General features: G+C 73.0%; 21 protein-coding genes and 1 tRNA gene. 15 read left to right on the forward strand and 7 right to left on the reverse strand.

The window, feature by feature from the left end; genetic code table 11:
- Positions 1 to 48: 48 nt before the first annotated feature.
- On the reverse strand, positions 49 to 2,580 hold the full coding sequence (locus AB0H64_RS29100; protein ID WP_357630776.1) for a Tex family protein: 2,532 nt from the start codon (positions 2,578 to 2,580) through the stop codon (positions 49 to 51).
- A 178-nt stretch (positions 2,581 to 2,758) separates the two neighbouring features.
- Between AB0H64_RS29100 and AB0H64_RS29105 the strand changes: the two genes are divergently transcribed.
- The 8 genes from AB0H64_RS29105 to AB0H64_RS29140 all read left to right on the forward strand — a co-directional run bounded on the left by AB0H64_RS29105 (position 2,759) and on the right by AB0H64_RS29140 (position 11,220).
- Positions 2,759 to 3,193 carry an RpiB/LacA/LacB family sugar-phosphate isomerase gene (locus tag AB0H64_RS29105; protein ID WP_357630779.1) on the forward strand — a complete coding sequence of 145 codons (435 nt, stop codon included), beginning with the start codon at positions 2,759 to 2,761 and terminating at the stop codon, positions 3,191 to 3,193.
- Between the two features lie 69 nt (positions 3,194 to 3,262).
- Complete coding sequence (locus AB0H64_RS29110) at positions 3,263 to 4,450, forward strand: DUF917 domain-containing protein (RefSeq protein ID WP_357630782.1); 1,188 nt, start codon at positions 3,263 to 3,265, stop codon at positions 4,448 to 4,450.
- On the forward strand, positions 4,443 to 6,011 hold the full coding sequence (locus tag AB0H64_RS29115) for a hydantoinase/oxoprolinase family protein (RefSeq protein ID WP_357630785.1): 1,569 nt from the start codon (positions 4,443 to 4,445) through the stop codon (positions 6,009 to 6,011). The genes AB0H64_RS29110 and AB0H64_RS29115 overlap by 8 nt, the downstream gene beginning before the upstream one ends.
- Before the next feature lie 24 nt (positions 6,012 to 6,035).
- Complete coding sequence (locus AB0H64_RS29120) at positions 6,036 to 7,670, forward strand: ABC transporter substrate-binding protein (protein ID WP_357630787.1); 1,635 nt, start codon at positions 6,036 to 6,038, stop codon at positions 7,668 to 7,670.
- Between the two features lie 4 nt (positions 7,671 to 7,674).
- Complete coding sequence (locus AB0H64_RS29125; protein ID WP_357630790.1) at positions 7,675 to 8,691, forward strand: ABC transporter permease; 1,017 nt, start codon at positions 7,675 to 7,677, stop codon at positions 8,689 to 8,691.
- Entirely contained in the window at positions 8,688 to 9,617 is a 930-nt protein-coding gene (locus AB0H64_RS29130) for an ABC transporter permease (protein WP_357630792.1), read from the forward strand. The genes AB0H64_RS29125 and AB0H64_RS29130 overlap by 4 nt, the downstream gene beginning before the upstream one ends.
- Complete coding sequence (locus tag AB0H64_RS29135) at positions 9,614 to 10,351, forward strand: ABC transporter ATP-binding protein (RefSeq protein ID WP_357630795.1); 738 nt, start codon at positions 9,614 to 9,616, stop codon at positions 10,349 to 10,351. The genes AB0H64_RS29130 and AB0H64_RS29135 overlap by 4 nt, the downstream gene beginning before the upstream one ends.
- Positions 10,348 to 11,220 carry an ABC transporter ATP-binding protein gene (locus AB0H64_RS29140; protein ID WP_357630798.1) on the forward strand — a complete coding sequence of 291 codons (873 nt, stop codon included), beginning with the start codon at positions 10,348 to 10,350 and terminating at the stop codon, positions 11,218 to 11,220. The genes AB0H64_RS29135 and AB0H64_RS29140 overlap by 4 nt, the downstream gene beginning before the upstream one ends.
- 13 nt (positions 11,221 to 11,233) lie before the next feature.
- Here AB0H64_RS29140 and AB0H64_RS29145 read toward each other — a convergent pair whose 3' ends face one another.
- Positions 11,234 to 11,707, reverse strand: a complete 474-nt coding sequence (locus AB0H64_RS29145; protein WP_357630801.1) for a MarR family transcriptional regulator — start codon at positions 11,705 to 11,707, stop codon at positions 11,234 to 11,236.
- Positions 11,708 to 11,777: 70 nt separating this feature from the next.
- Between AB0H64_RS29145 and AB0H64_RS29150 the strand changes: the two genes are divergently transcribed.
- Complete coding sequence (locus AB0H64_RS29150; RefSeq protein WP_357630803.1) at positions 11,778 to 13,181, forward strand: MFS transporter; 1,404 nt, start codon at positions 11,778 to 11,780, stop codon at positions 13,179 to 13,181.
- Here the strand turns inward: AB0H64_RS29150 and AB0H64_RS29155 are convergent.
- A complete protein-coding gene (locus AB0H64_RS29155) occupies positions 13,159 to 13,515 on the reverse strand; it encodes a DUF742 domain-containing protein (RefSeq protein WP_357630806.1) in 357 nt (118 codons plus the stop codon). The genes AB0H64_RS29150 and AB0H64_RS29155 overlap by 23 nt on opposite strands.
- A complete protein-coding gene (locus tag AB0H64_RS29160) occupies positions 13,508 to 15,436 on the reverse strand; it encodes a nitrate- and nitrite sensing domain-containing protein (RefSeq protein WP_357630809.1) in 1,929 nt (642 codons plus the stop codon). The genes AB0H64_RS29155 and AB0H64_RS29160 overlap by 8 nt, the downstream gene beginning before the upstream one ends.
- 162 nt (positions 15,437 to 15,598) lie before the next feature.
- On the opposite strand from AB0H64_RS29160, the gene AB0H64_RS29165 reads away from it, so the two are divergent.
- Positions 15,599 to 17,167 carry an ABC transporter substrate-binding protein gene (locus tag AB0H64_RS29165; protein ID WP_357630811.1) on the forward strand — a complete coding sequence of 523 codons (1,569 nt, stop codon included), beginning with the start codon at positions 15,599 to 15,601 and terminating at the stop codon, positions 17,165 to 17,167.
- 4 nt (positions 17,168 to 17,171) lie between these two features.
- Here the strand turns inward: AB0H64_RS29165 and AB0H64_RS29170 are convergent, their stop codons facing one another.
- Positions 17,172 to 17,342: a hypothetical protein gene (locus tag AB0H64_RS29170; protein WP_357631126.1), complete on the reverse strand. Its 171-nt coding sequence runs from the start codon at positions 17,340 to 17,342 to the stop codon at positions 17,172 to 17,174.
- A gap of 20 nt (positions 17,343 to 17,362) precedes the next feature.
- Here AB0H64_RS29170 and AB0H64_RS29175 point away from each other — a divergent pair, with 20 nt between their 5' ends.
- The 4 genes from AB0H64_RS29175 to AB0H64_RS29190 all read left to right on the forward strand — a co-directional run bounded on the left by AB0H64_RS29175 (position 17,363) and on the right by AB0H64_RS29190 (position 20,943).
- Positions 17,363 to 18,004 (forward strand): hypothetical protein, encoded by a 642-nt coding sequence (locus AB0H64_RS29175; protein WP_357631121.1) that lies wholly within the window; start codon positions 17,363 to 17,365, stop codon positions 18,002 to 18,004.
- Positions 18,005 to 18,112: 108 nt separating this feature from the next.
- Positions 18,113 to 19,435, forward strand: coding sequence for an AlkA N-terminal domain-containing protein (locus tag AB0H64_RS29180; RefSeq protein ID WP_357630814.1), 1,323 nt, complete (start codon positions 18,113 to 18,115; stop codon positions 19,433 to 19,435).
- Complete coding sequence (locus AB0H64_RS29185; protein WP_357631123.1) at positions 19,435 to 20,598, forward strand: MFS transporter; 1,164 nt, start codon at positions 19,435 to 19,437, stop codon at positions 20,596 to 20,598. The genes AB0H64_RS29180 and AB0H64_RS29185 overlap by 1 nt, the downstream gene beginning before the upstream one ends.
- A 108-nt stretch (positions 20,599 to 20,706) precedes the next feature.
- Positions 20,707 to 20,943 carry a hypothetical protein gene (locus tag AB0H64_RS29190; protein ID WP_357630817.1) on the forward strand — a complete coding sequence of 79 codons (237 nt, stop codon included), beginning with the start codon at positions 20,707 to 20,709 and terminating at the stop codon, positions 20,941 to 20,943.
- 6 nt (positions 20,944 to 20,949) lie between these two features.
- On the opposite strand, the gene AB0H64_RS29195 is transcribed toward AB0H64_RS29190, so the two are convergent.
- Both AB0H64_RS29195 and AB0H64_RS29200 read right to left on the reverse strand, forming a co-directional pair.
- Positions 20,950 to 21,861, reverse strand: coding sequence for a cobalamin biosynthesis protein (locus AB0H64_RS29195; RefSeq protein WP_357630820.1), 912 nt, complete (start codon positions 21,859 to 21,861; stop codon positions 20,950 to 20,952).
- 228 nt (positions 21,862 to 22,089) lie between these two features.
- Positions 22,090 to 22,902, reverse strand: a complete 813-nt coding sequence (locus AB0H64_RS29200; RefSeq protein WP_357630823.1) for a phosphotransferase — start codon at positions 22,900 to 22,902, stop codon at positions 22,090 to 22,092.
- A gap of 142 nt (positions 22,903 to 23,044) precedes the next feature.
- On the opposite strand from AB0H64_RS29200, the gene AB0H64_RS29205 reads away from it, so the two are divergent.
- A tRNA-Arg gene (locus AB0H64_RS29205) sits at positions 23,045 to 23,118 on the forward strand.
- Positions 23,119 to 23,124 lie beyond the last annotated feature (6 nt).

Raw genomic sequence — 23,124 nt, forward strand, 5'->3', positions numbered from 1 at the left:
CGGGGCTGGGGCCGGGCGGGGGTGGTCGGACCTGCCCCCGCCCGTACATCAGCGGTTGTCGCCCGAGAGGCCGGCCTTGCGGAGGGCCTCGGCCATGGCACCCGAGGGGGCGGGGCGGTCCTGGCGCTGGCCGCCGCGGCCACGCTGGCCACCGTCGCGGCCCCGAGCGCCGCCATCACGCCCGTCACGACCCTGGCCGCCGTCACGACCCTGGCCGCCGTCACGGCCCTGGCCGCCGTCACGGCCCTGCGCGCCGGCGCCGTCACGGCCGCCCGCGCCACGGCCGCCGTTCCGGCCGTTCCCGCCGCGACCGCCGGCACCCCGGCCACCGCCCTCACCACCGGCGCCCTGACCACCGGCGCCCTGACCACGGGCGCCGTCACCGCGAGCCCCCTCGCCGCGGCCACGAGGGCCGCGGGACTCGCCGCCGGAGGCGGTCGTCTCGTCCTCCAGCCGGAGCGTGAGGGAGATGCGCTTGCGCGGGATGTCCACCTCCAGCACCTTGACCCGGACGATGTCGCCCGGCTTGACCACGTCGCGCGGGTCCTTGACGAACGTGCGGGACATGGCAGAGACGTGGACCAGGCCGTCCTGGTGGACGCCGACGTCGACGAACGCGCCGAACGCCGCCACGTTGGTGACCACGCCTTCCAGGATCATCCCCGGCTGGAGGTCGGAGATCTTCTCGACGCCCTCCTTGAACGTGGCGGTCTTGAAGGCCGGTCGCGGGTCACGGCCGGGCTTCTCCAGCTCGCGCAGGATGTCGGTGACCGTCGGCAGGCCGAACGTGTCGTCGGTGAACTCCTGCGGCTTGATGGAGCGCAGCGCCGCGGTGTTGCCGATCAGCGACTTGAGGTCGGTCTGGACCGAGCCGAGGATGCGCCGCACCACGGGGTAGGCCTCGGGGTGGACGCTGGAGGCGTCGAGCGGGTCGTCGCCGCCGGGGATCCGCAGGAAGCCCGCGCACTGCTCGAACGCCTTGGGCCCGAGGCGGGCGACGTCCTTCAGCGCCGTGCGGGAGCGGAACGGGCCGTTGGTGTCGCGGTGGCGCACGATGCTCTCGGCCAGCGTGGACCCGATGCCGGACACGCGGGTGAGCAGCGGCGCGGAGGCGGTGTTGACGTCGACGCCCACGGCGTTGACGCAGTCCTCGACCACCGCGTCGAGCGAGCGGGACAGCTTGGTCTCGGCCAGGTCGTGCTGGTACTGGCCGACGCCGATCGACTTCGGGTCGATCTTGACCAGCTCGGCCAGCGGGTCCTGGAGGCGGCGGGCGATCGACACGGCGCCGCGCAGCGAGACGTCGAGGTCGGGCAGCTCCTGCGAGGCGTAGGCGGAGGCCGAGTAGACCGACGCGCCGGCCTCCGACACCACGATCTTGGTGACCGACGGCATGTGCTTGACCAGCTCGCCGGCCAGCTTGTCGGTCTCGCGGGAGGCCGTGCCGTTGCCGATGGCGATCAGCTCGACGCCGTGCCGCTGCACCAGCGCGCCGAGCACCGCGAGCGACTGGTCCCACTGCCGCTTGGGCTCGTGCGGGTAGATGGTGGCGGTCTCGACGACCTTGCCGGTGGCGTCGACCACGGCCACCTTGACGCCGGTGCGCAGGCCCGGGTCGAGGCCCATCGTGGTGCGCGTGCCGGCGGGGGCGGCGAGCAGCAGGTCGCGCAGGTTGGCGGCGAACACCCGGACCGCCTCGTCCTCGGCGGCCTGCCAGAGCCGCATCCGCAGGTCGAGGCCGAGGTGGACGAGGATGCGGGTGCGCCAGGCCCAGCGGACGGTCTCGTTCAGCCAGCGGTCGGCGGGCCGGCCCTGGTCGGAGACGCCGAAGCGGGTGGCGATGCGGCCCTCGTAGTCAGGGCTGTCGTCAGGCTCCAGCGTGACGCTGAGCACCTCCTCCTTCTCGCCCCGGAACATCGCCAGGATGCGGTGGGAGGGCAGCTTGGTGAGCGGCTCGCCGAACTCGAAGTAGTCGGAGAACTTGGCCCCCGCCTCCTCCTTGCCCTCGCGGACCTTGGACACCAGCCGGCCGCGGGTCCAGAGCTGCTCGCGCAGGGACCCGATGAGGTCGGCGTCCTCGGCGAAGCGCTCGATCAGGATGGCCCGCGCGCCCTCCAGCGCCGCACCGGCGTCGGCCACGCCCTCCGTGACGAACCCCTCGGCCTCGGCCGCCGGGTCGAGCGACGGGTCGGCGAGCAGCCGGTCGGCCAGCGGCTCCAGGCCCAGCTCGCGGGCGATCTGCGCCTTGGTGCGCCGCTTGGGCTTGTACGGGAGGTAGATGTCCTCCAGCCGGGCCTTGGTCTCGGCCGCCATGATCTGGGCGCGCAGCTCGTCGTCGAGCTTGCCCTGGGACTCGACGGACTCCAGGATGGCCGTCCGCCGCTCCTCCAGCTCGCGCAGGTAGCGCAGCCGCTCCTCCAGGGTGCGCAGCTGCGCGTCGTCGAGGGCGCCGGTGACCTCCTTGCGGTATCGGGCGATGAACGGCACCGTGGCGCCGCCGTCGAGCAGCTCGACGGCCGCGAGCACCTGCCCGTCGCGCACGCCGAGCTCAGCCGCGATCCGCTGGTGAATAGAGAGCACTTGCCTGCCTTTCGATGGTCCCGCCGGTCAATTGTGCAGGAACGGGCCGTCCCCCGGGACCGCGCGGGCCGCCAGGGCGCGCCGGTCGTCGTCCAGCACCCTAGAGGCAGGCACCGACGATTTCCCGCGGATCAGCGGCGAGCCGAATCAAACGGGCCTCCGGTGGTAGACCTGGGGCATGCGGATCTCGGTGGCGGCCGACAGCCTGGACGGCGTGGCGGAGCGGGTGGTGGAGGAGCTGCGCGGGCGCGGGCACGAGGTGATCGTGCACGGGGCACTCGACCCGGGCGGGCGCGACGACTGGGCGTGGGCGTCGGAGGCGGCGGCGCGCGACGTCGGCGAGGGCCGCGCCGACCAGGCCGTGGTGTGCTGCTGGACCGGCACGGGCGCGTCCATCGCGGCCAACAAGGTGCCGGGCGTGCGGGCGGCGCTGTGCGCCGACGCGTACACCGCGGACGGTGCCCGCAGGTGGAACGACGCGAACGTGCTGGCCCTCAGCCTGCGCCTGACCTCGGAGGTGGTGCTCGACGAGATCCTGGAGGCCTGGTTCGCGGGCGTGCCCAGCACGGACGACGCCGACCGCGCGAATGTCTCGCACCTCGACGAAATCTGACCTATCCCCGCGTACAGGGCGTTTCGGACTGGCGGCAACGTGGTGCCATGTGCTTGGTTTTGACGCCTCATGAAGATTCAACTGACTGACGTCCCGGCTCTCGCCCGCGGCTGCGCCGTGCTCGGCACCGGTGGCGGCGGAGACGTGCGCACGGGGGCACTGGCGGCGCGGCGGGCGATCCAGGAGTACGGCGACGTGCCGCTCGTCGGGCTGGCGGACTTACCCGATGACGCCCTGGTGGTGCCGCTGTCCGGCATCGGCGCGCCCACGGTCAGCCACGAGATGATCCACGGCGAGGACGAGCCCCGGCGGATCGCCCAGGAGATCGAGCGGATCTTCGGCCGGCCGCCGTCCGCGGTCATGTCGTCGGAGATCGGCGGGGCCAACGGGGTCGCGCCCGTCGCCTGGGCGGCGCAGCTCGGCCTGCCGCTGCTGGACGCCGACGGCATGGGCCGGGCGTTCCCCGAGGTGCAGATGGTCTCCATGTACGTGGCGGGGCTGCCGGCCGACCTGGTGATCATGGCGGACATCGTGGGCAACGTCGTCACGATCAGGCCGGTGGACGGCCTGTGGTCCGAGCGGCTGGCCCGCGCGGTGTGCGTGGCGGCCGGGTCGCACGCGCTCATGGCCGACTACGTGCTCACCGCCGAGGGGGCGCGGGGCGCCGTCATCGAGGGCACGGTCACGCGGGCCCTGGCCGTCGGCCGGGCCACCGAGGGGACGGGCGACCCGCTGGCGGCGCTGCGGAGCGAGCTGGGGGCGTACGAGCTGATCACCGGCAAGCTGGCGGACGTGGAGCGGCGCACCACGGGCGGGTTCGTGCGGGGCACGGCGACGGTCGAGGGCACCGGAGCCGACCGCGGCCGGGCCTTGACCTTGGAGCTGCAGAACGAGAACCTCGTCGCCATGGCCGGCGGCCGGATCATGGCCATGGTGCCCGACCTCATCACGGTGGTCGACACCGAGACGGCCGCCGCCATCCAGACCGAGTCGCTCCGGTACGGCCAGCGCGTCACGGTGCTGGCCTGGCCGTGCGACCCGCTCTGGCGCACCCCGAGGGGCCTGGAGACGGCCGGTCCCCGGGCCTTCGGCTACGACCTCGACTACCTCCCGGTCGAAGACCTGGCGAAGGACCTGGCGAAGGACCTGGCGAAGGACCTGGCGAAGGACCTGGCGAAGGACCTGGCGAAGGACCTGGCGAAGGACCTGGCGAAGGACCCGGCGGAGGAGCCGGTGAAGGAGGGGCCGCGTGACTGACGGGGGAGCCCTGCGCGTCGGGATCGACGTCGGCGGGACGAACACCGACGCGGTGGTGCTCGACGCCGCCGACCAGGTGATCGCCAAGGCCAAGCGGCCGACCACGCCCGACGTGACGAGCGGCCTGCGGGCGGCGCTCGGCGCGGTCCTGGCCGAGCTGGACCACCACGCGGAGGGCCGCGTGACCCGCGTCATGCTGGGGACCACACACGCCACGAACGCCATCCTGGAGCGCCGCGGTCTCGGCCGCGTGGCGGTGGTGCGGCTGGGCGCGCCCGCCACGACGTCCGTGCCACCGCTGTCCGACTGGCCCGCCGCCCTGCGCGCCGCCGTCTCCGCCGGCGAGGCCGTGCTGCCCGGCGGTCACTACGTGGACGGCCGCGAGATCGGCCCGCTCGACCGCGACGCGATCCGCCGGTTCCTCGACGGGCTCCGGCAGGGCGGGGCCACGGTGGACGCGGTGGCGGTGACGGGCGTGTTCAGCCCGGCCACGGCCGACCACGAGCGGGCGGTCGCGGAGCTGGTGGCGGCCGAGTACGGGCTGCCCGTTTCGGTCAGCCACGAGATCGGCTCGCTGGGCCTGCTGGAGCGCGAGAACGCGACCGTGCTCAACGCCGCCCTGTACGGCGTGGCCGGGCACGTCACCGGCGCGCTGGCCGGGGCCCTGGCCGAGCGCGGGCTGACCGCCACGCCGTACCTCGCGCAGAACGACGGCACGCTGATGACCACGGAGCACGCGGCGCGGCTGCCGGTGTCGACCATCGGCTCCGGCCCGGCCAACTCGCTGCGCGGCGCCGCGTTCCTGTCGGGCGTGGCCGAGGCGGTCGTGGCCGACGTAGGCGGGACCTCCACGGACCTCGGCGTGCTGACCGGCGGGTTCCCGAGGGAGTCGGCGGCGGCCGTGGAGATCGGCGGGGTGCTCACCAACTTCCGCATGCCGGACATCCTGGCCATCGCGCTGGGCGGCGGGACCGTGATCCGGGGCCAGGAGGTCGGGCCCGACTCGGTGGGATACCGCATCACCGAGGAGGCGCTGGTCTTCGGCGGCTCCACGGTCACCATGACCGACGCGGCGGTGGCCGCCGGCCGTACCCCGCCGGGAGCGGACGACTGGCGCGCCAGGCTGGACGGCAGGGTGCGAGGGGACAGCCTGGAAAGAGCCGTGGCGGTCGCCGACGCGATGGTGGCCGACGCCGTGGACCGGATGTCGCTCGGGCGGGCCGACCGGCCGCTGGTGGCGGTGGGGGGCGGCGCGTTCCTGCTGCCGCCGCGCGTCGCCGGGGTGAGCGGCGTGCTGCGGCCCCGCCACGCCGAGGTGGCCAACGCCGTGGGTGCCGCGATCGCGCTGGCGAGCGGCAGAGTGGATACGATCTTGCCTGCGGGCGAAAGCCGATCGAAAGCGATCGAAAGAGTCAAGGAGGAGGCGGCCGCGCGCGCCGTCGCCGCGGGCGCGGACTCCTCGCGGGTCGAGATCGTGGACCTGCTGGAGGTGCCCCTGAGCTACCTCTCCGAGCCCGCCGTGCGCGTACACGTGAAAGCCGCCGGACCTCTCGCCCGGTGACGTAACCGAAAGGATTCCCCCACCATGCGCTGGCACAAGCGTCTGCTCGTCGCCGGAGTAGCCGGAGTCGTCGCCATGACCGCGTCCGCGTGCGCGGGCGGACAGGTGCGCGGCGCAGGCCGCACGCCCGAGCCGGCCACGAGCACGGGCGCGAGCAGCGGCCCGAGCACCGGCCGGCCGGTCGGGCAGACCAACGACGCCACGTTCGTCTACGCCCCCAACCTCGACGTGGTCACCGACTGGGACCCGGCCAGCTCGTACTCCAACGAGATCATCGCCATGTCGAACATCTACGAGGGCCTCACCCGGTACGACGCCGACGCGCGCAAGCCGGTGCCGCGCCTGGCCACGGAGTGGACGTCGGCGGCCGGCGGCAAGGAGTGGACCTTCAAGCTGCGGCAGGGCGTGAAGTTCCACACCGGCGCGCCCCTCGACGCCGAGGCGGCCAAGAAGGCCATCGAGCGCACCATGAAGATCAACTCCGGTGCGGCGTACATCTGGGGCGCGGTCAAGACGATCGACGCGGTCGACGCCTCGACGCTGAAGTTCACCCTGAAGTACGCGGCCCCGCTCGACCTCGTGGCCTCCTCCGGCTACGCCGCCTACATCTACGACACGGCCGCCGCCGACCGGCTCAAGGACGGCAGGACGGACGCCGGCACCGGCCCGTACACCATCGACACCTGGCAGAAGGGCAAGGAGACCGAGCTCACGCTCAAGGCGTTCGAGGGCTACTGGGGCGGCTGGAAGCCGGAGCAGTACAAGAAGGTGGCCTTCCGCGTCACCCCGGAGATCACCACGGCCTGGCAGCTCCTGCAGAAGGGCGAGGTGAGCTTCGTCCCGCGGCTCAACCCGCAGCTGTTCGCGCGGGCCGGCATGACCGAGGGTGTGCAGTCCTCGCAGAAGCCGTCCTTCCAGAACCTGCTCGTGCTCTTCAACACCGCGACCGGCCCGACCAAGGACGTCAAGGTCCGGCAGGCGCTCCAGCTCGCGATCGACTACGACGGCCTGGTCGCCGCCCTCAAGGGCGCGGGCACCAAGGCGTCGGGCCTGGTGCCGGACGGGCTGCTCGGCCACGTCAACGGCATGGAGCCCAAGCAGGACCTGGCCCGTGCGCAGGAGCTGCTCAACGCGGCCGGCTACGGGCCCGACCTGGAGGAGCTCAAGCTGACGATGACCTACGCGCAGGGCGACGAGGACCAGAAGCTGCTGGTCACGCTGCTCAGCTCGACGCTCAAGCGGCTCAACGTCACCCTCCAGGCCAAGCCGATGGCCTGGAACGCCCAGTGGGACCTCGGCAAGAAGAAGGGCCAGGACCTGTTCGTCATGTACTGGTACCCGGACTACCCCGACGCGTACTCGTGGTTCCTCAACGTGTTCAAGAGCGCCGACCAGCCGCAGTTCAACCTGTCGTACCTGAAGAACGCGCAGATCGACAAGGCCGTCGACGCGCTGCCGCAGCTCTCGGCCACGGACGCGCTCGCCGCGGACCAGGCGTACGCCGACCTCCAGAAGAAGATCATCCAGGACGAGGCCGCGGTGGCCGTGCCGTACGTGCAGACCTACCAGCGCGCGCTGTCGGCCACGGTCCAGGGCTACGCCGACAACCCGGCCTACCCGAACGTGGTCTTCTTCTACGACCTCAAGCCCGCCGGCTGACCCTGTGCCGCGCTACGTGGCCCGCCGGCTCGGCCAGGCGATCCTGGTCGTGGCCGGCGTGGTGGTGCTGACGTTCGTGGTGATGCGGCTGGTGCCCGGCGACCCGGCGGTGGCGTTCGCCGGGCCGAAGGCCACGCCGCAGCAGCTCGCCGAGGCGCGGGCGCGCTTCGGCCTCGACGACCCGCTGCCCGCGCAGCTCTGGAACTACGTCAGGGACCTGGCGACCGGCGACTGGGGGACCAGCCTGCGGACCCGCCGGCCCGTCCTGTCCGACCTGTACGTGGCGTTCCCGGCCTCGCTGGAGCTGGTCGGCGCGGCGCTGCTGACGGCCGTCCTCGTGGGCGTCCCGGCGGGCGTGCTCGCCGCCCGCCAGCGGAGCCGGCTCCCCGATCTCGGGGTGCGGGTGGGCGGCATGCTGTCGGTCTCGGTGCCGGTGTTCTGGCTCGCGCTGGCGCTGCAGACGGTCTTCGCCAGCAACCTGGACTGGTTCCCGGTCGCGGGCGAGTACGACTCCGCGCTCGACACCACCAGCCCGCTCACGCTCTGGACGAACATCACGGTCGTGGACGCGCTCATCACCGGCAACTGGCCCATCCTCACCAGCACCCTCGAACACATGGTGCTGCCCGCGATCGTGGTGGCCGCCTACCCGACGGGGGTGATCGCGCAGATGACCCGGGCCGCGCTGATCGAGGAGGCCGGCCAGGATCACACACGGCTGGAGCGGGCCCTCGGCTTCGGCGAGACGTCCATCCTGGTCCGGTTCGCCCTGCGGCCGGCGCTCAACCCGGTCCTGTCGCTCATCGCCCTGGTGTTCGCGTACGCGATCGTCAACGGGTTCCTGGTCGAGGCGGTGTTCAACTGGCCGGGGCTCGGCCGTTACGCGGTCGACGCGATCCGCAGCCTGGACACGCCCGCGATCGCCGGGGTCACGCTGCTGGTGGCGCTGGTGTACGTGCTGGCCAACCTGGTCGTGGACCTGCTCCAGGGCGTGGTGGACCCGAGGGCGAGGCTCCGGTGACCGCCGTCTCCGCCGTCACCGTCGCCTCCGTCAAGGGCCGCGGGGGCGTGGACCGGCTGGCCGTCCTGGGGGCCGCGGTCGTCGTGGTGGTCGTGCTGTCGGCGGTGCTCGCGCCGTGGCTGGCGCCGTACCCGGAGAACACGCCCGACCCCGTGCACAGCCTCCAGCCGCCGGGCGGCGCGCACTGGTTCGGCACCGACGGCGCGGGCCGCGACGTGCTGACGCAGGTGCTGTACGGCGGGCGCACGTCGCTGACCATCGTCGTCGCCGTGCTGGCCGTCTCGGCGGTGGTCGGCGTGACGCTGGGCGTCGTGGCCGGGTACGCGGGCGGCTGGGTGCGGGACGTGATCATGCGGGTCACGGACGTGTTCCTGGCCTTCCCGGCGCTGCTGCTGTCGCTGGCCCTCGCGGTGGTGCTCCAGCCGAGCGTCACCACGGTCATCGTGGCCATCGCGGCCACGTGGTGGCCCTGGTACGCACGGCTCGCGGCCTCCGTCGCCGCCTCGATCGCCACCCGGCCGTACGTGGACGCCGCCCGGTGCCTGGGCGTGCCCGCGCCGCTCATCGTGCTCCGGCACGTCCTGCCGAACTCGCTCACCCCCGTCCTCGTCCAGGTCTCGCTCGACGCGGGCGGCGTCATCCTCACCGGCGCCGCCCTGTCCTACCTGGGACTGGGCGCGCAGGAGCCGGTGGCCGAGTGGGGGCTGATGGTGCAGCAGAGCCAGACGTACTTCACCACCGACTGGTGGGCCGTCACCTTCCCCGGCCTGGCGATCCTGGTGACGGCCTTCGCCTTCAACCTGCTGGGGGAGGGGCTGCGCGCGGCCCTCGATCCGCGGAGCGGAGGAGCTCGGCAGGAGAGAGCGACGAAGGAGCCAACGAGTGCCGAAGCGGCCGCGACCATGAGCGCGAGGGTCGTCCGATGATCGAGGTGCGGGATCTGCGGGTCAGGTACGGGACGCGGACGGTCGCGCACGTGCCCGAGCTGGACGTGGGCGCGGGGGAGTGCGTGGCCGTCGTGGGGGAGAGCGGGTCCGGCAAGTCCACCACGCTGCTGTCGCTGCTCGGGCTGACCGAGGGCGCCGAGGTGTCCGGGCGGGTACGGGTCTGCGGCGTGGACGTGCTGACCGCCCCGCCGCGCCGGCTCCGGGAGATCCGCGGCGCCCGGGTGGCGCTGGTCATGCAGTCGCCGCAGGCCGCGCTCAGCCCGGCCACCCGCCTGGGGGTCCTCATGCGGCGCGCGCTGCGGCTGCACGGCGTGGCGGCGACGGACCAGGCCATGGCGGCGGCCGTGGAGGCGGTGCTGCTGGACCCCGCGATCCTGCGCCGCTACCCGCACGAGGTCTCGGGCGGGCAGGCGCAGCGGTTCGCCATCGCGCTGGCCATCGCGCTCGGCGCGGAGGTCGTCCTGGCCGACGAGCCGACCAGCGCGCTCGACGTGACCGTGCAGGCCGAGGTGGTCGGCGTGCTGCGCCGGCTGCGCGAGGAGCGGGGGCTGGCGCTGCTGCTCGTCTCGCACGACCTCGCCCTGGTCTCCACGATCGCCGACCGGGTGCTGGTCATGAAGGACGGCGAGGTCGTGGAGAGCGGCCCGGCCGGCCGGGTGCTGTCCGCGCCGTCCCACCCGTACACGCGCGAGCTGCTGGAGGCGCTGCCATGACCGTGCTGAGGGCGGAGGCCGTCACCCTCGGGTACGGCCGCACGGCCGTCGTCCACGACGTCAGCCTGGACGTCACCGAGGGCGGGGTGGGGCTGATCGGGGAGAGCGGGTCGGGCAAGACCACGCTGGCGCGCGCGTTCCTGGGCCTCCTGACCCCCATGTCCGGGCACATCTGGTACGGCACCCAGAACCTGAAAAAAGCTGACATGAGGCGCTTCCGCAGGGACGTCCAGCCGGTCTTCCAGGCCGAGGCCCTCGACCCCCGCATGCGCGTCGGCGCCTCGGTCGCCGAGGCGCTGCCCCGCAAGGAGCGGGACCGCGTCCCCGCCCTGCTGGAGAAGGTGGGTCTGCCCGCCGACGTGGCCGAGCGCAGGCCGCACCAGCTCTCCGGCGGTCAGCGCCAGCGCGTGGTCATCGCCCGCGCGCTCGCCGTCTCGCCCCGCCTGCTCATCCTCGACGAGCCCACCAGCGCCCTCGACGTGACCGTGCAGGCCAGGATTCTCGACCTGCTCGCCGGGCTCGGCACCGAGCGGCTGCTCATCACCCACAACCTGGCCGTGGTGGGCCGGCTCTGCCGGACGGCGCATGTGCTGTTCGCCGGGAGAGTCGTCGAGTCGGGACCCACGGCCGAGCTGCTGGAGCGCCCGGCCCACCCGTACACGCTGGCCCTGCGCGACGCCGTGCCCAAGCTGGGCGGCGAGCCGCCCAGGGCGCGCGGGCGCACCGAGGCGAGGCCGGCCGCGACCGGGTGCCCGTTCCGGCTGCGCTGCCCCATGGCCGTGCCCGCCTGTGAGCGGGCGCCTGAGCTCAGGGACGTGGGGGAGGGCCGCCGGGCGGCCTGCCACCGCGCCGAGGAGCTGCTCGGCTGACGGGCGGGAGCGCCTACTTGGCGGCCAGGCGGTTGACCAGGCGCTCGCTCACGTCGTCAGAGAGCCGGGAGATCAGCCGCGCCAGCTCGGCGCGGTCGTCCTCCGGCCAGTCGGCGAGCGCGACGGAGAACCAGTCCATCGTGACCTGGCGGCAGCTCTCCGCGGCCTTGGCCCCGGCGGGCGTGAGCGCGATGCGCCAGGCGCGCCCGTCCTCGGGGTCGCGCACCCGCTCCAGCAGCTCGCGCTTCTCCAGCGCGGACACGTGCCGGGTCACGTGCGGGCTCTCCACCTGGAGCCCTTCGGCGATGGCCCCGATCCGGCGCGGCTCACCCGCGTCGAGCAGGTAGACGAGGATCTGCACGTCCGGCCTGTCCAGCCGGACGCCGGCGGCCTCGGTCAGCCGCTCGTGCGTCTTGACGCGGTTGAGCGTGGTCACGAGCCGCCGGAACGACGCCACGGTCGTCAGCAGATCTGCGTCCTTCGACATTTACTTACCTAACTTACGTATGTATGCTCGCTCCTTGGTTACTTACCCAAGTTATCCAAAGGAGTCCCTCATGGCGACAGTCGTCGCACCCCCGTCCCGCGCGAAGGCCACGCGCAACCCGTGGCCCGCCGTGGTCGCGCTGGCCTTCGCGGCGTCCATCGCGGCCCTGCAGAACACCGCCGTCGTCCCGCTGCTGCCCGTGCTCCAGCGCGAGCTGCACGCCTCACTGGCGGCCGTGAGCTGGACCTTGACGATCAGCCTGCTGGTGAGCGCGGTGGCCACCCCGCTGCTGTCCAGATTCGGCGACATGTACGGCCGGCGGCCCATGATCCTCGGCGCGATCGGCCTGCTGGTGGCCGGATCGGTCCTGGGAGCGCTGGCCACCTCGTTGACCTGGCTGATCGTGGCCAGGATCCTGCAGGGGTTCGTGACCGCGCTGGTGCCGCTGTCGATCGGAGTGGTCCGCGAGACGTTGCCGAGGAGGCAGCTGGCCACCGGCATCGGCGTCCTGAGCGCCACCATGGGCTTCGGCAGCGGCGGCGGCATGATCCTGGCCGGGCTCGTGGCCGGCGACTACCACGTGCTGTTCTGGGTGACCGGGGCGATCGCCGTGGTGGCCGGCACGCTGGTGGCGATCCTGGTGCGGGACACCGCGCCCTCCGGTGGTGGACGCCCCGACCTGCTCGGTGCCGCGCTGCTGACCGTGTGGCTCGTCGCGCTGCTGCTCGGCATCAGCGAGGGCGGCTCGTGGGGCTGGACCTCGCCCGGCGTGCTCGGCCTGTTCGCCGTCGCGCTGGTGACCCTGGTGACCTGGGTGGTCGTCGAGCGCCGCGTGAGCGAGCCGCTGGTCGACATGGCGATGCTGGCCCAGCGCACCACGGTCGGCGCGACGGTCGCCTCCATGCTGCTCGGGTTCGCGTTCTTCACGTGCATGACCGGCATCTCGGGGTTCACCCAGGCCCCCGGGGTCGGCTTCGGCGCCTCGACCCTCCAGGTCGGTCTCTACCTGCTGCCCAGCACCGTGATCATGCTGGTGATCTCGCTGTTCGCCGGCCGGTTCATGCGCCGCTTCTCCGCGTCCTCGATGGTCGCGGCCGGCTCGGCGGCCGTCGGCCTGGCGGGCCTGTGGCTGGTCGTCAAGCACAGCGCGCCCGTGGACGTCTACGTGGCCACCTCGCTGCTCGGCGTAGGCCTCGGCATCGGCTATGCCGCGCTCGGCACGATGGCCGTGGAGCACGTGGAGCCGGCCAGGACGGCCGCCGCGGCGGGCGTGAACGCGCTGGTGCGGATCGTCGGCGGGAGCACGGCCGGCGCGGTCATCGCCGCGATCCTGGCCGCGCTGCCCGGCGAGCACGGCTACCAGTGGGTGTTCGCGACGGCCGCCGCGGGGAGCCTGGTGGCGGCGGTCTTCGCGGCCGTGTTCGGGCTGCTGAACCGCCGGGCCTCCCTGGTCACAGCGCCCGCAGGCCGTTGATCACCTCCAGCAGCACGCTGGCGTCCGGCGCGGGCGGCGGGTGCTCGACCTGCACGAGCTGCTGCGCGTGCAGGTCGCCCACCAGCACGCGGACCACGCCGATGGGCAGGCCCAGCTCGGCCGCCACGTCCACGAGGCGGGTGGGCGTCGTGCACTTCTGCATGATGATCAGATGCTCCGGCCCGAGCCCGGCGGGCGGGGCCAGGCCACCGGCCGTGATGATCACCGCGATGAGGTCGATGGCCTCGCTCGCGGGCACCGTACGGCCCTTGGTCAGCAGGTAGGCCGGGACGATCGGACCGGCGTCCTCGTCCAGCCAGCGCTCGTCAGTCACTCTGCACCACCCGGATCGAACGAGCGCCTTCCCTGGCGGGCTCCGTGGCGGGTTCCTTCTCCGTGGCGCGCTCCTCCGGCTCGGCCGGCGGGTCGCTCACGTGTTCTGCCGGGATCAGCACGATGGCGGTGGTCCCTCCATATGGTGAACCGCGCAACGTCACGCGGATGTCATGCCTGGCGGCCAGGCGGGAAACGACGAAGAGGCCGAGCTGGTCACTGTCGGCCAGGTCGAACTCGGGCGGGCTGGCCAGCCTCGCGTTGAGCTCGGCCATGTCCTCCGGGCTCATGCCGAGACCGCGGTCCTCCACCTCCAGGGCGAAGCCGCGGGCCGCCACCTCACCGCGTACCTGGACCGGCGTGTGCGGCGGCGAGTAGACGGTGGCGTTCTCGATGAGCTCGGCGATCAGGTGCATCACGTCACCGACGACCGGTCCCGCCAGGCGCTGGCCGGGCATCGGCTCGACGATGACCCGCTGGTAGTCCTCGACCTCCGCCGCGGCGCCGCGCACCACGTCGAGCAGCGGCACGGGCTTGCTCCACCCGCGGCCCGGCGTCGCGCCGGACAGGATGATCAGACCCTCCGCGTGGCGGCGCATGCGGGTGGTCAGGTGGTCGAGGCGGAACAGGTCGTCCAGGGCCTCCGGCTCGGTGGCCCGGTGCTGCATGTCCGCCAGCTGGATGCGCTGGCGGTGCAGCAGGGTCTGGCTGCGGCGGGCCAGGTTGCGGAAGACGTGGCCGACGCCGTCGCGAAGCTGCGCCTGGCCCACGGCGGCCTCCACGGCCGTCTGCTGGACCGTGGAGAACGCCTCGCCCACGTCGCCGATCTCGGTCGTGGTGCTGGTGACCGAGAGCGCGGGCACCTCGACCGTCTCGCCCCGGCGCAGCTTCTCCACGACCTGCGGCAGCCGCTCCCGCGAGACCTCCAGCGCGGCCTGCCGCAGCGCGGCCAGCTCCCGCGACAGCCGGTTGCCCATCCGCAGGGAGAACCCGATCGACACGATCACCAGCACGAAGCAGGTGCCCGCCAGCAGGAACGCCCGCTGCAGCACCGAGTCGGCGACCGGCTCGGCCCGCTCGGACAGCAGGCTGCTGGCCTGCATCTGGGCGTCCTGGAAGGACTTGTTGAGCGACTCGGTGGTGCTCAGCCAGCCCGCCGGCGCGTCGCCCGCGATGATCTGGTCCTCCATGATCCGCATCCGCTGGTACGCCGGAGAGGTGATCAGCGAGACCTGCGTGTCGCGCAGGCCCGCGTCCAGCTCCCCGAGCGCCTGGTCCAGCAGGAAGCGGCGGTTGCCGACGATCTGGGTGAACAGCCGCCGCTCGGCGGCCGTCGTCGGACCGGCGGCCAGGGCCTGCTCCCTGGTCAGCAGCTCGCGGGCGTAGCCGATGTCCACGACGACCCGGGACTGCTCGTAGATCGGGATGTCGTCGACGAAGGCGACGTTGCGGTGCAGGCCGAACAGGGCGTCGGTGATCCCGTTGTACGTCTCCACCATGTGCAGCCGGGCGGTCAGACCGGCGTCGATCTCGCCTCTGATCGGCTCCAGCCGGTTGAGCTGCGCGAGGACCGCCTCGACCTGGGCGTGGATCCGGTCAGAGGTGTTCATGGGCGCGCTGGAGAGCTGCTTGAACCGCTCCCTGGCCGCGTCGGTGCGCGAGCGCTGCGCGACCACGTCCGACTCGTTGGAGTTGGTCTTGAGGCGTAGCAGCCGCGCCGAGGCCAGGCGCTCCCGCTGGAGCTCGGTGGTGAGCTGGTAGGCCGGGAGGCGCAGATTGGTCCAGAGCGTCTTGTACTGCCGCAGCTCCAGGCTCTCGGTGGCGGTCACAGCGGTGATGACTCCCCACAGCACCACCATCGAGGCGAGCGGAACCAGCAGCAGGCCGATGATCTTCAGGCGGATCGTGCGTCTGCGACCCATGGCACCTCTTCCGGTCGGTCCCCTGCTGGTGAACCCCGGACGGGACAACGCATGAGAATAGCAATTCGATCTCTCGAAGTCCTAATTTTTCGGGACTTTTGGACAGTCTATGATGATCTTGCAGTAGGTTTCGCCGTAGACCGGGTCACAGAGGGAGATGCGTTGCGCCGTCGTCTCGCAGCGGCCACCGCCCTGCTGCTGTCCATCGCGGCGTGCTCGACCTCCGCCGAGGTCGCCGTCCGGCAGACGCCGCGTGGGGACTCCGCCTTCGTGCACGTGCAGAACCTCGACGTGGTCACCGAGTGGGACCCCGCCAGCTCGTACTCCAACGAGATCATCGCCTTCCAGAACGTGTACGAGACCCTCACGCTGTGGAACCCGGTGACCGCCAAGGCCGCCCCCCGCCTGGCCACCTCCTGGGTCTCGTCCGTGGACGGCCGCTCGTGGACGTTCAAGCTGCGCCCCGGCGTGACCTTCCACACCGGCAGGCCCGTCGACGCGCAGGCGGTCAAGGCGTCGATCGACCGGACCATGAAGCTCGGCGAGGGCGCCTCCTACATCTGGGACGCCGTCGAGGCCATCAAGGCCGACGACGCGCTGACCGTCACCTTCAGCCTCAAGTACCCCGTGCCGCTCGACCTCGTCGCCTCCTCCGGCTACGCCGCCTACGTCTACGACACCGAGGCCGCGACCGACCTGCGCGCCTGGCTGCGCGGCGGCAAGGACGCCGGCTCCGGCCCGTACACCGTGAAGACGTGGCAGAAGGGCAAGGAGGAGGAGCTCACGCTCACCGCGTACGACGGCTACTGGGGAGGCTGGACGGGCCCGCACTACCGCACGGTCAAGTACCGCGTCGTGCCCGACCCCGAGCGGGCCTGGCGGATGCTGCTGCGCGGCGAGGCCAGCTTCGTCGAGCGGCTCGACCCCCGCCTGTACGCCCGCGCCAGGACCACCCCGGGCGTGCGGACCTCGCGCAGCCCGTCGTTCCAGACGATGATGCTGCTCTTCAACACCGCCCAGGGGCCGATGGCCGACGTGCGCGTACGGCGGGCCGTGCAGAAGGCCGTCGACTACCGGGGCATCATCAGGGCGCTCAAGGGCGCCGGCTCACCCATGAGCGGCATCGTCCCCAAGGGACTGCCCGGCCACGTACCCGGCCGCGAGCCCCGCCAGGACCTGCCGGCTGCGACCGAGCTGCTGCGGCGGGCCGGTTACGGCCCCGGCGGCCGGCCGCTGCGGCTCTCGCTCACCTACGCCGAGGGCGACGCCGACGAGGAGTTGCTCGTCACCCGGCTCGCGGACACGCTCAGGCCGCTCAACGTGACGGTCGACGCCAGGGCCATGCAGTGGAACGCCCAGTGGGACCTCGGCAAGAAACGCGGTCAGGACATCCTGGTCATGTACTGGTGGCCCGACTACGCCGACGGCTACTCGTGGTTCGGCAACGTCTTCCACAGCGAGAACCCCACGGTGTTCAACCTCACCTACCTCAACGACCCGCAGACCGACGCGCTGCTCGACACGCTGCCGCGGCTCACCGTCACGAACCGGGCGGGCGCCCAGCGCGCCTTCCGGCAGGCCACCTCCCGCATCCTCGACCGGCACGCCGCCGCCGCGCTGCCGTGGGTCGTCACCTACCAGCGCGCCTACCTCGGCGGCATCCAGGGCTACGACGACAACCCCGCCTACCCGGACGTGGCCTTCGTCCACGGCCTGCGGCCCTCCGGCTGACGGCTCAGGCCTCGCCGGCCTCTGCGCGCTCGCCTTCTTCGATGCGCTCGCGCAGCCGTTGCCTGATCTCCTCCGGGGTGTAGGCGCGGCGCCGCCGCTCCGCCCGCGTGATCGCCACCCCCGTGGCCGCGACCCCCGCGACCCCGGCCAGCCCGAGTATCTTCCACCAGCGCATGTGCCTAGGCTAGCGATGTGCTGACTCTCGACGAGGCCGTCGACCTCACCAGGACGGGCGATCTGTGGGTCTTCCGCGGCCGGTCGGTGCCCGACCGCGCCATCCAGACCATGACCAACAGCCCCGTCAACCACGTCGGCATGGCGATCGTCGTGGAGGACATGCCGCCGATGATGTGGCACGCCGAGCTCGGCAGGTCCCTGCCCGACCTGTGGTCGGGCACCCACCAGCGCGGGGTGCAGCTCCACGACCTGCGCGCCGCCGTCACGGTCTGGGCCGACCGGTACGGCCAGCGCCCCTGGCTGCGCCAGCTCGAACCCGAGGCGACACCCGAGATGGAGGACGCGGCGCTGCGCACGGTGGCCCGGCTCGACGGCACGCCGTTCCCCAGCACCGCCCGGCTCGCCGGCCGCTGGGCCCGCGGCCGGCTCCCGCGCCTGCCGCGCCTCCTGCGGGATCGGGTCCGGCGGGAGCGGGCACTGGAGAGCGCGTACTGCGCCGAGGTCGTGGCCGTGACGTACCAGGAGATGGGGCTGCTGCCCGCCGGGCGGCGGCCGAACTGGTACGACCCGGGCAGGTTCTGGAGCGGCGACGACCTCGGCCTGCTGGGCGGCCACCGGCTGGGCAGGGAGATCACGGTCGGCGTCGAGCGCTCGCGCTGAGCCTGCTTTCCGAGGCCGCTTTCGCGGTGCTGTCGATGACCTCCTGAGGCAATGTCGGTGACCGATGCCCGCCAGACTCCGCGCGCCCGCTCCGCCACAGTGAGGGGAATGTCCGACCCCGACCACCTCCACGCGCTGCTCACGAGCCGCGACCGGCGCTTCGACGGACGGTTCGTCGTCGCCGTGACCACCACGCGCGTCTACTGCCGGCCGAGCTGCCCGGCCCCCATGCCCAAACCCGCGCACCTGCGCGGCTTCCCCTCGCCGGCGGCCGCGCAGCAGGACGGATACCGCGCCTGTAGGCGGTGCCGTCCCGACGCCGCCCCCGGCTCCCCGGACGCGAACGTCCGCGCGGACGTGGCTGGACGTGCCATGCGCCTCATCTCCGACGGGCTGGTGGACCGCGAGGGCGTGGCGGGCCTCGCCGCCCGCCTCGGCTACGGCGAGCGGCAGCTCCACCGCCACCTCGTCGCCGAGCTCGGCGCCGGGCCGCAGGCGCTGGCCCGCGCGCGGCGCGCCCAGACGGCCCGGGACCTGCTGGAGTCCACGGACATGGCCGCCGCCGACGTCGCCTTCGCCGCCGGGTTCGCCAGCGTCCGGCAGTTCAACGAGACCGTCCGCCGGCTCTACGGGACGACCCCGACCGCGCTGCGCGGCGCCCGCAGGAGCCGCTCCGCGACCGGGGCCGCGGTCGAGCTGCGCCTGGCCTACCGGCCGCCGTTCGACGCGGCCGCGCTGTTCGGCTACCTCGCCGCGCGGGCGCTGCCCGGCGTCGAGGAGGGCGGTCCCGGGTTCCACCGCAGGTCGCTGCGCCTGCCGTACGGGATGGGCGTGGCGACGCTGCGGGACGGCGGCGGGCACGTGCGCTGCGAGCTGCTGCTCGACGACATGCGTGACCTCGCGGCGGCGGTGAACCGGTGCCGGGTGCTGCTCGACCTCGACGCCGACCCCCGCGAGATCGGCGAGACGCTCGGCGCGGACCCGGTGCTCGCCCCGCTGGTCGCCGCCCGCCCGGGCCTGCGCGTGCCCGGCCACCCCGATCCCGGGGAACTGGCCCTGCGCCTGGTGGCGCGTTCACCGGAACGGCTGGTCGAGCGTTTCGGCAGGCCGCTGCGCGAGCCGGTCGGGACGGTCACCCACGCGTTCCCGTCGCCGGAGGCGCTGGCGGAGGCCGACACCGAGGTGACCCTGCTCGCCCGGGCGCTCGCCTCCGTGTGGGTGGTCCTGGACCCGGGCGTGGACCGGGACGAGGCCGAGCGGCGGCTGGCGGCCGTACCAGGGGTGGACGCCTGGACGGCGCGCTACGTCCGGATGCGCGCCCTCGCCGACCCGGACGTCTGGCCGTCCGGGGAGATGTGCGACAGGTGGCGTCCGTGGCGTTCCTACGCCCTGCACCACCTGTGGGCCGGGCGCCGGCAGGCGGTGGCGTGATGCTCGCCGTGCTGGCCGCGCGGGACTTCCGCAGGCTGTGGATCGGGTCGTCGCTGTCGCTCGCCGGTGACGGCATGACCCTGGTGGCGCTCACCTGGCTGGTGCTCCAGGAGGGGGACACGGGACGGCTCAGCCTCCTGGCCGCCTGCTACACCGCGCCCGTCGTGATCGGCGGACTGGCGGTGGGGCCGCTGCTGGACCGGTTCGACAAGCGGCACGTGCTGGCGGCCGACAGCGTGGTGCGCGGGGCCGCCGTGGCCAGCGTTCCGGTGGCCGAGGCACTGGGAGGCGTGCCGGAGTGGCTGCCCTTCGTGGTGGCGGCGGTCTACGGGCTGCTGAAGATGGTGCCCATGGCCGGGGTGCCGGCGGCCATCCCCGACCTGGTGGAGCCCGGCCGGCTCGACGGGGCCAACGCGCTGGAGTCCCTGGCGTACTCGGTGTCGGGGATCGTCGGGTATGCCCTGGCGGGGGTGCTCGTGGACGCCCTCGGCGCGCCCGCCGTGCTGGCCGTCGACGCGGTGAGTTACCTGTGCTTCGCCGTGGCAGCGCTGGCGGTGCGCACGCCGCTGCGGCCCCATCCGTCGCCCGAGCCGGGGAGCCCGCGCCTGGGCCGGCTGGTCCGCGATTCGGTGCTGGTGCGCACCACCCTGGCGTTCATGGCGTTCAACGTGGCCGAGGGCGCCCTGGTGCTGGTCGCCGGCCCGTGGCTGGCCGGGGAGCGGTTGCCCGGCGGGGCCGGGACGCTGGCGTTGCTGCTGAGCGCGCTGTCGGCGGGGGAGCTGGCCGGAGGGTTCCTGGCGGGGGTGTGGCGGCCGCGCGTGGACCGGCTCCGGGCTCTGCGCGGGGCTCAGGTCGTGGCGGCGGCCGGGTTCCTGGGGCTGCTGGCCGTACCGGACCGGTGGACGCTCGCGGCGGGATTCCTGCTGGTCGGGCTGGCCGGGGCGGTGATGACGGTGTGGGCCCAGTCGCTGCGGATGGAGATCGTGCCGGCGGCGCTGCGCGGGCGGGCGTTCGGCCTGCTGCGGACGCTCATGCAGGCGACGCCCCCCATCGGGGCCGCCGCCGTGGCGCCCCTCCTCGAGAGCGGCGACGTGACGCTTCTGGCCGTGGCGCTGACCGCGGTGGCCGCGGTGCCCGCGCTCCTGATCCGGGCGCGTCATTAACCCGGATAATTATTTACTTCCCAGAGCGCATTAACTGAGTATTGTGGTGGCCACATGTGCGGGGGATATCTTCTGGGACTTTTCCTGAACGCCGAGAGGGGCCGCTGCATGGACACTTCCGACGGCCGTGTCGTCCTCTTATTGATCATCATGGCATTGGCCCTGTTCGTCGCGGGCCGCCGCTTCCAGTCGATGGTCTCCGCACGTCAGGCGTGGCGCCACTCGATGCGGGCCGTACCGATCAAGAAGCAGTCGGGCGGAGGCACGCTGAAAGCGATGATCGGCATAGCGTTGACCATCGCGGTGGTCTTCTGGTTTCTCGCGAACGCGAGCCGCCTTGTCTGAGCGGTTTCAACGCTTTCGCGGTGTTTTGACCGCGAGGGCGGTCAAGGTGAGGACCGACGCGGCGACGCCCACCGCGCGGGCGAGCCGGACGGCCGGCCGCACGTCGCCCACCCCGGGCTTGCGGCCGTCGCCCATCGTGGGGCGGTGCTCGGTCCTGCCGCCGTAGACGTTCGCCCCGCCGAGTGTGACACCGAGCGCCCCGGCGAAGGCCGCCTCGCAGCGTCCCGCGTTCGGACTCGGATGCCGACGGCCGTCCCGCAGCAGGACGGCCAGCGCCCGGCCCGGCGCCGGAGCGGCGAGCACGGTCAGCAGTCCCGTGATCCTGGCCGGCACGTAGTTGGCCACGTCGTCGAGCCGCGCCGCCGCCCACCCGAACCGCTCGTAACGCGGGGAGCGGTGTCCCACCATCGCGTCCAGCGTGTTGACCACCCGGTACGCCAGCAGCCCCGGAACCCCCGCGACGGCCCCCCAGAAGAGCGGGGCCACGACGGCGTCGGAGGTGTTCTCGGCCAGCGACTCCACCGTGGCACGGGCCAGCTCGGGCGCCTCCAGCTCCGACGGGTCGCGCCCGCACAGGTGCGGCAGCCGCTCGCGGGCCCGCTCCAGGTCGCCGTCCTCCAGCGCTTCGGCCATGAGCTCTCCCTCACGGGCCAGCGTGGTGCCGCCGAGCACGGCCCAGGTGGCGGCGGCCGTCAGCACAACCCGCGCCGCCGGACGGGACACCCGCTCGGCCGCCACCCCCAGCGCTACGGCCCCGCCGACGCAGACGGCGACGTGGGCGACGCCGTTCACACGCGCGTCGCCGTACAGGCGGCGCTCCAACGCGGAGGCGGCCCGCCCGAACAACGCGACGGGATGCCCGGCCCGCGGGTCCCCGACCAGGGCGTCGACGACAACCCCGGCCGCGACCCCGGCCACCCGAGCCCACCTGCCCGCCCGCCCGTTCACCCGCCCGTTCGCATGTCCGTGCGCATGACCCCGGCCCGAGCCCGCACGACCGACCCCGCCCATACCGCCCGCCCTCTCACCTGTGAACCCATCACCGCCCCATCGCCCGAAACCCCGGCGCGCACCGGGACCCCGACGCGCCCAGAAGCCGCCGCCCGGCACCCGAACCCGACGCCACCGGACACGCCGGACCGGCGGTCAGAGCCGCGAACCGGCAGCCGGGGCTGACACGACCAGTCGACTGCGCAGCTGATCCTCGTGGGCGTCCAGCCAGGCGGCGGCCCGGCGGATGCGCTCTCCGGCCCCTCCGGCCCACATGCGCGCCCATCCGCCGCCGGTGGCGGCCCGCGCGCGCATCACCTCGTACGACCGGTGGAACCGCAGCCGGGCCAGGTCCAGCAGCCGCCGCCGGTCGCGGGCCGGCAGGCCGTACGCGTCGCAGAACAACCGCAACCGCCCGCCCACGTCCAGCCCGCGCAGCAGCGGGGGAGTGTCCACGGGATCGGCGATCGGAGCCCAGTGGCGGAGCGTGGTGACGACGTCGAACAGCCGTGTCGTGGGCCGCGCCAGCTCGAAGTCGATGAAGGCCCGCGGGCACCCGTCGCGGAAGACCACGTTGTCGGGCGTCACGTCACAGTGCCCGACGATCTCGGGGGCGGCGTCGTCGTTCGACCCGGCCTGCCACCCGCGCGTGCTCAACGGGAACCCGGCGGTCGCGTCGTGCAGCTCCCGTAACAGCTCGGCCACCCCGACCAGAGCCTCGTCGGTGGCGGTCACGGCGTTCAGCCCGGTCGTACCCGGAACATAGGTGAGGATCTCCCGCCCCAGCCCGTCCATCCCCACGACCCGCGGCGCCCCCGCGAACCCTACGTCCTCAAGATGGCGCAGGAGAGAGTGGACGGCGGGGGTGAACGATCCGGCGGGCCTGCGCACGGTGTCCCCGACGCGCACCACCCCGTCGGTCACGTCCCCGCCCTGCAAGGGAATCTCGTGCAGGAGCGTCGCGACCATGCCACGACAGCTTAGACCCATTTGTACGCCCCCCGCCTGCCATTTCGGTCGGCAACATCCCCCGGGACTGCCGGGTTGGGCGGACGAACACGGGGAAAACGTGTGCATGACAGGTCCTCGGATCATGCACAATAAGGCGGGAGCGCCCTTAGCTCAGCTGGATAGAGCACCGGACTTCTAATCCGACGGTCGCAGGTTCGAATCCTGCAGGGCGCGCTTTGA

Source organism: Nonomuraea sp. NPDC050733, assembly GCF_040654215.1.
GTDB lineage: Bacteria > Actinomycetota > Actinomycetes > Streptosporangiales > Streptosporangiaceae > Nonomuraea.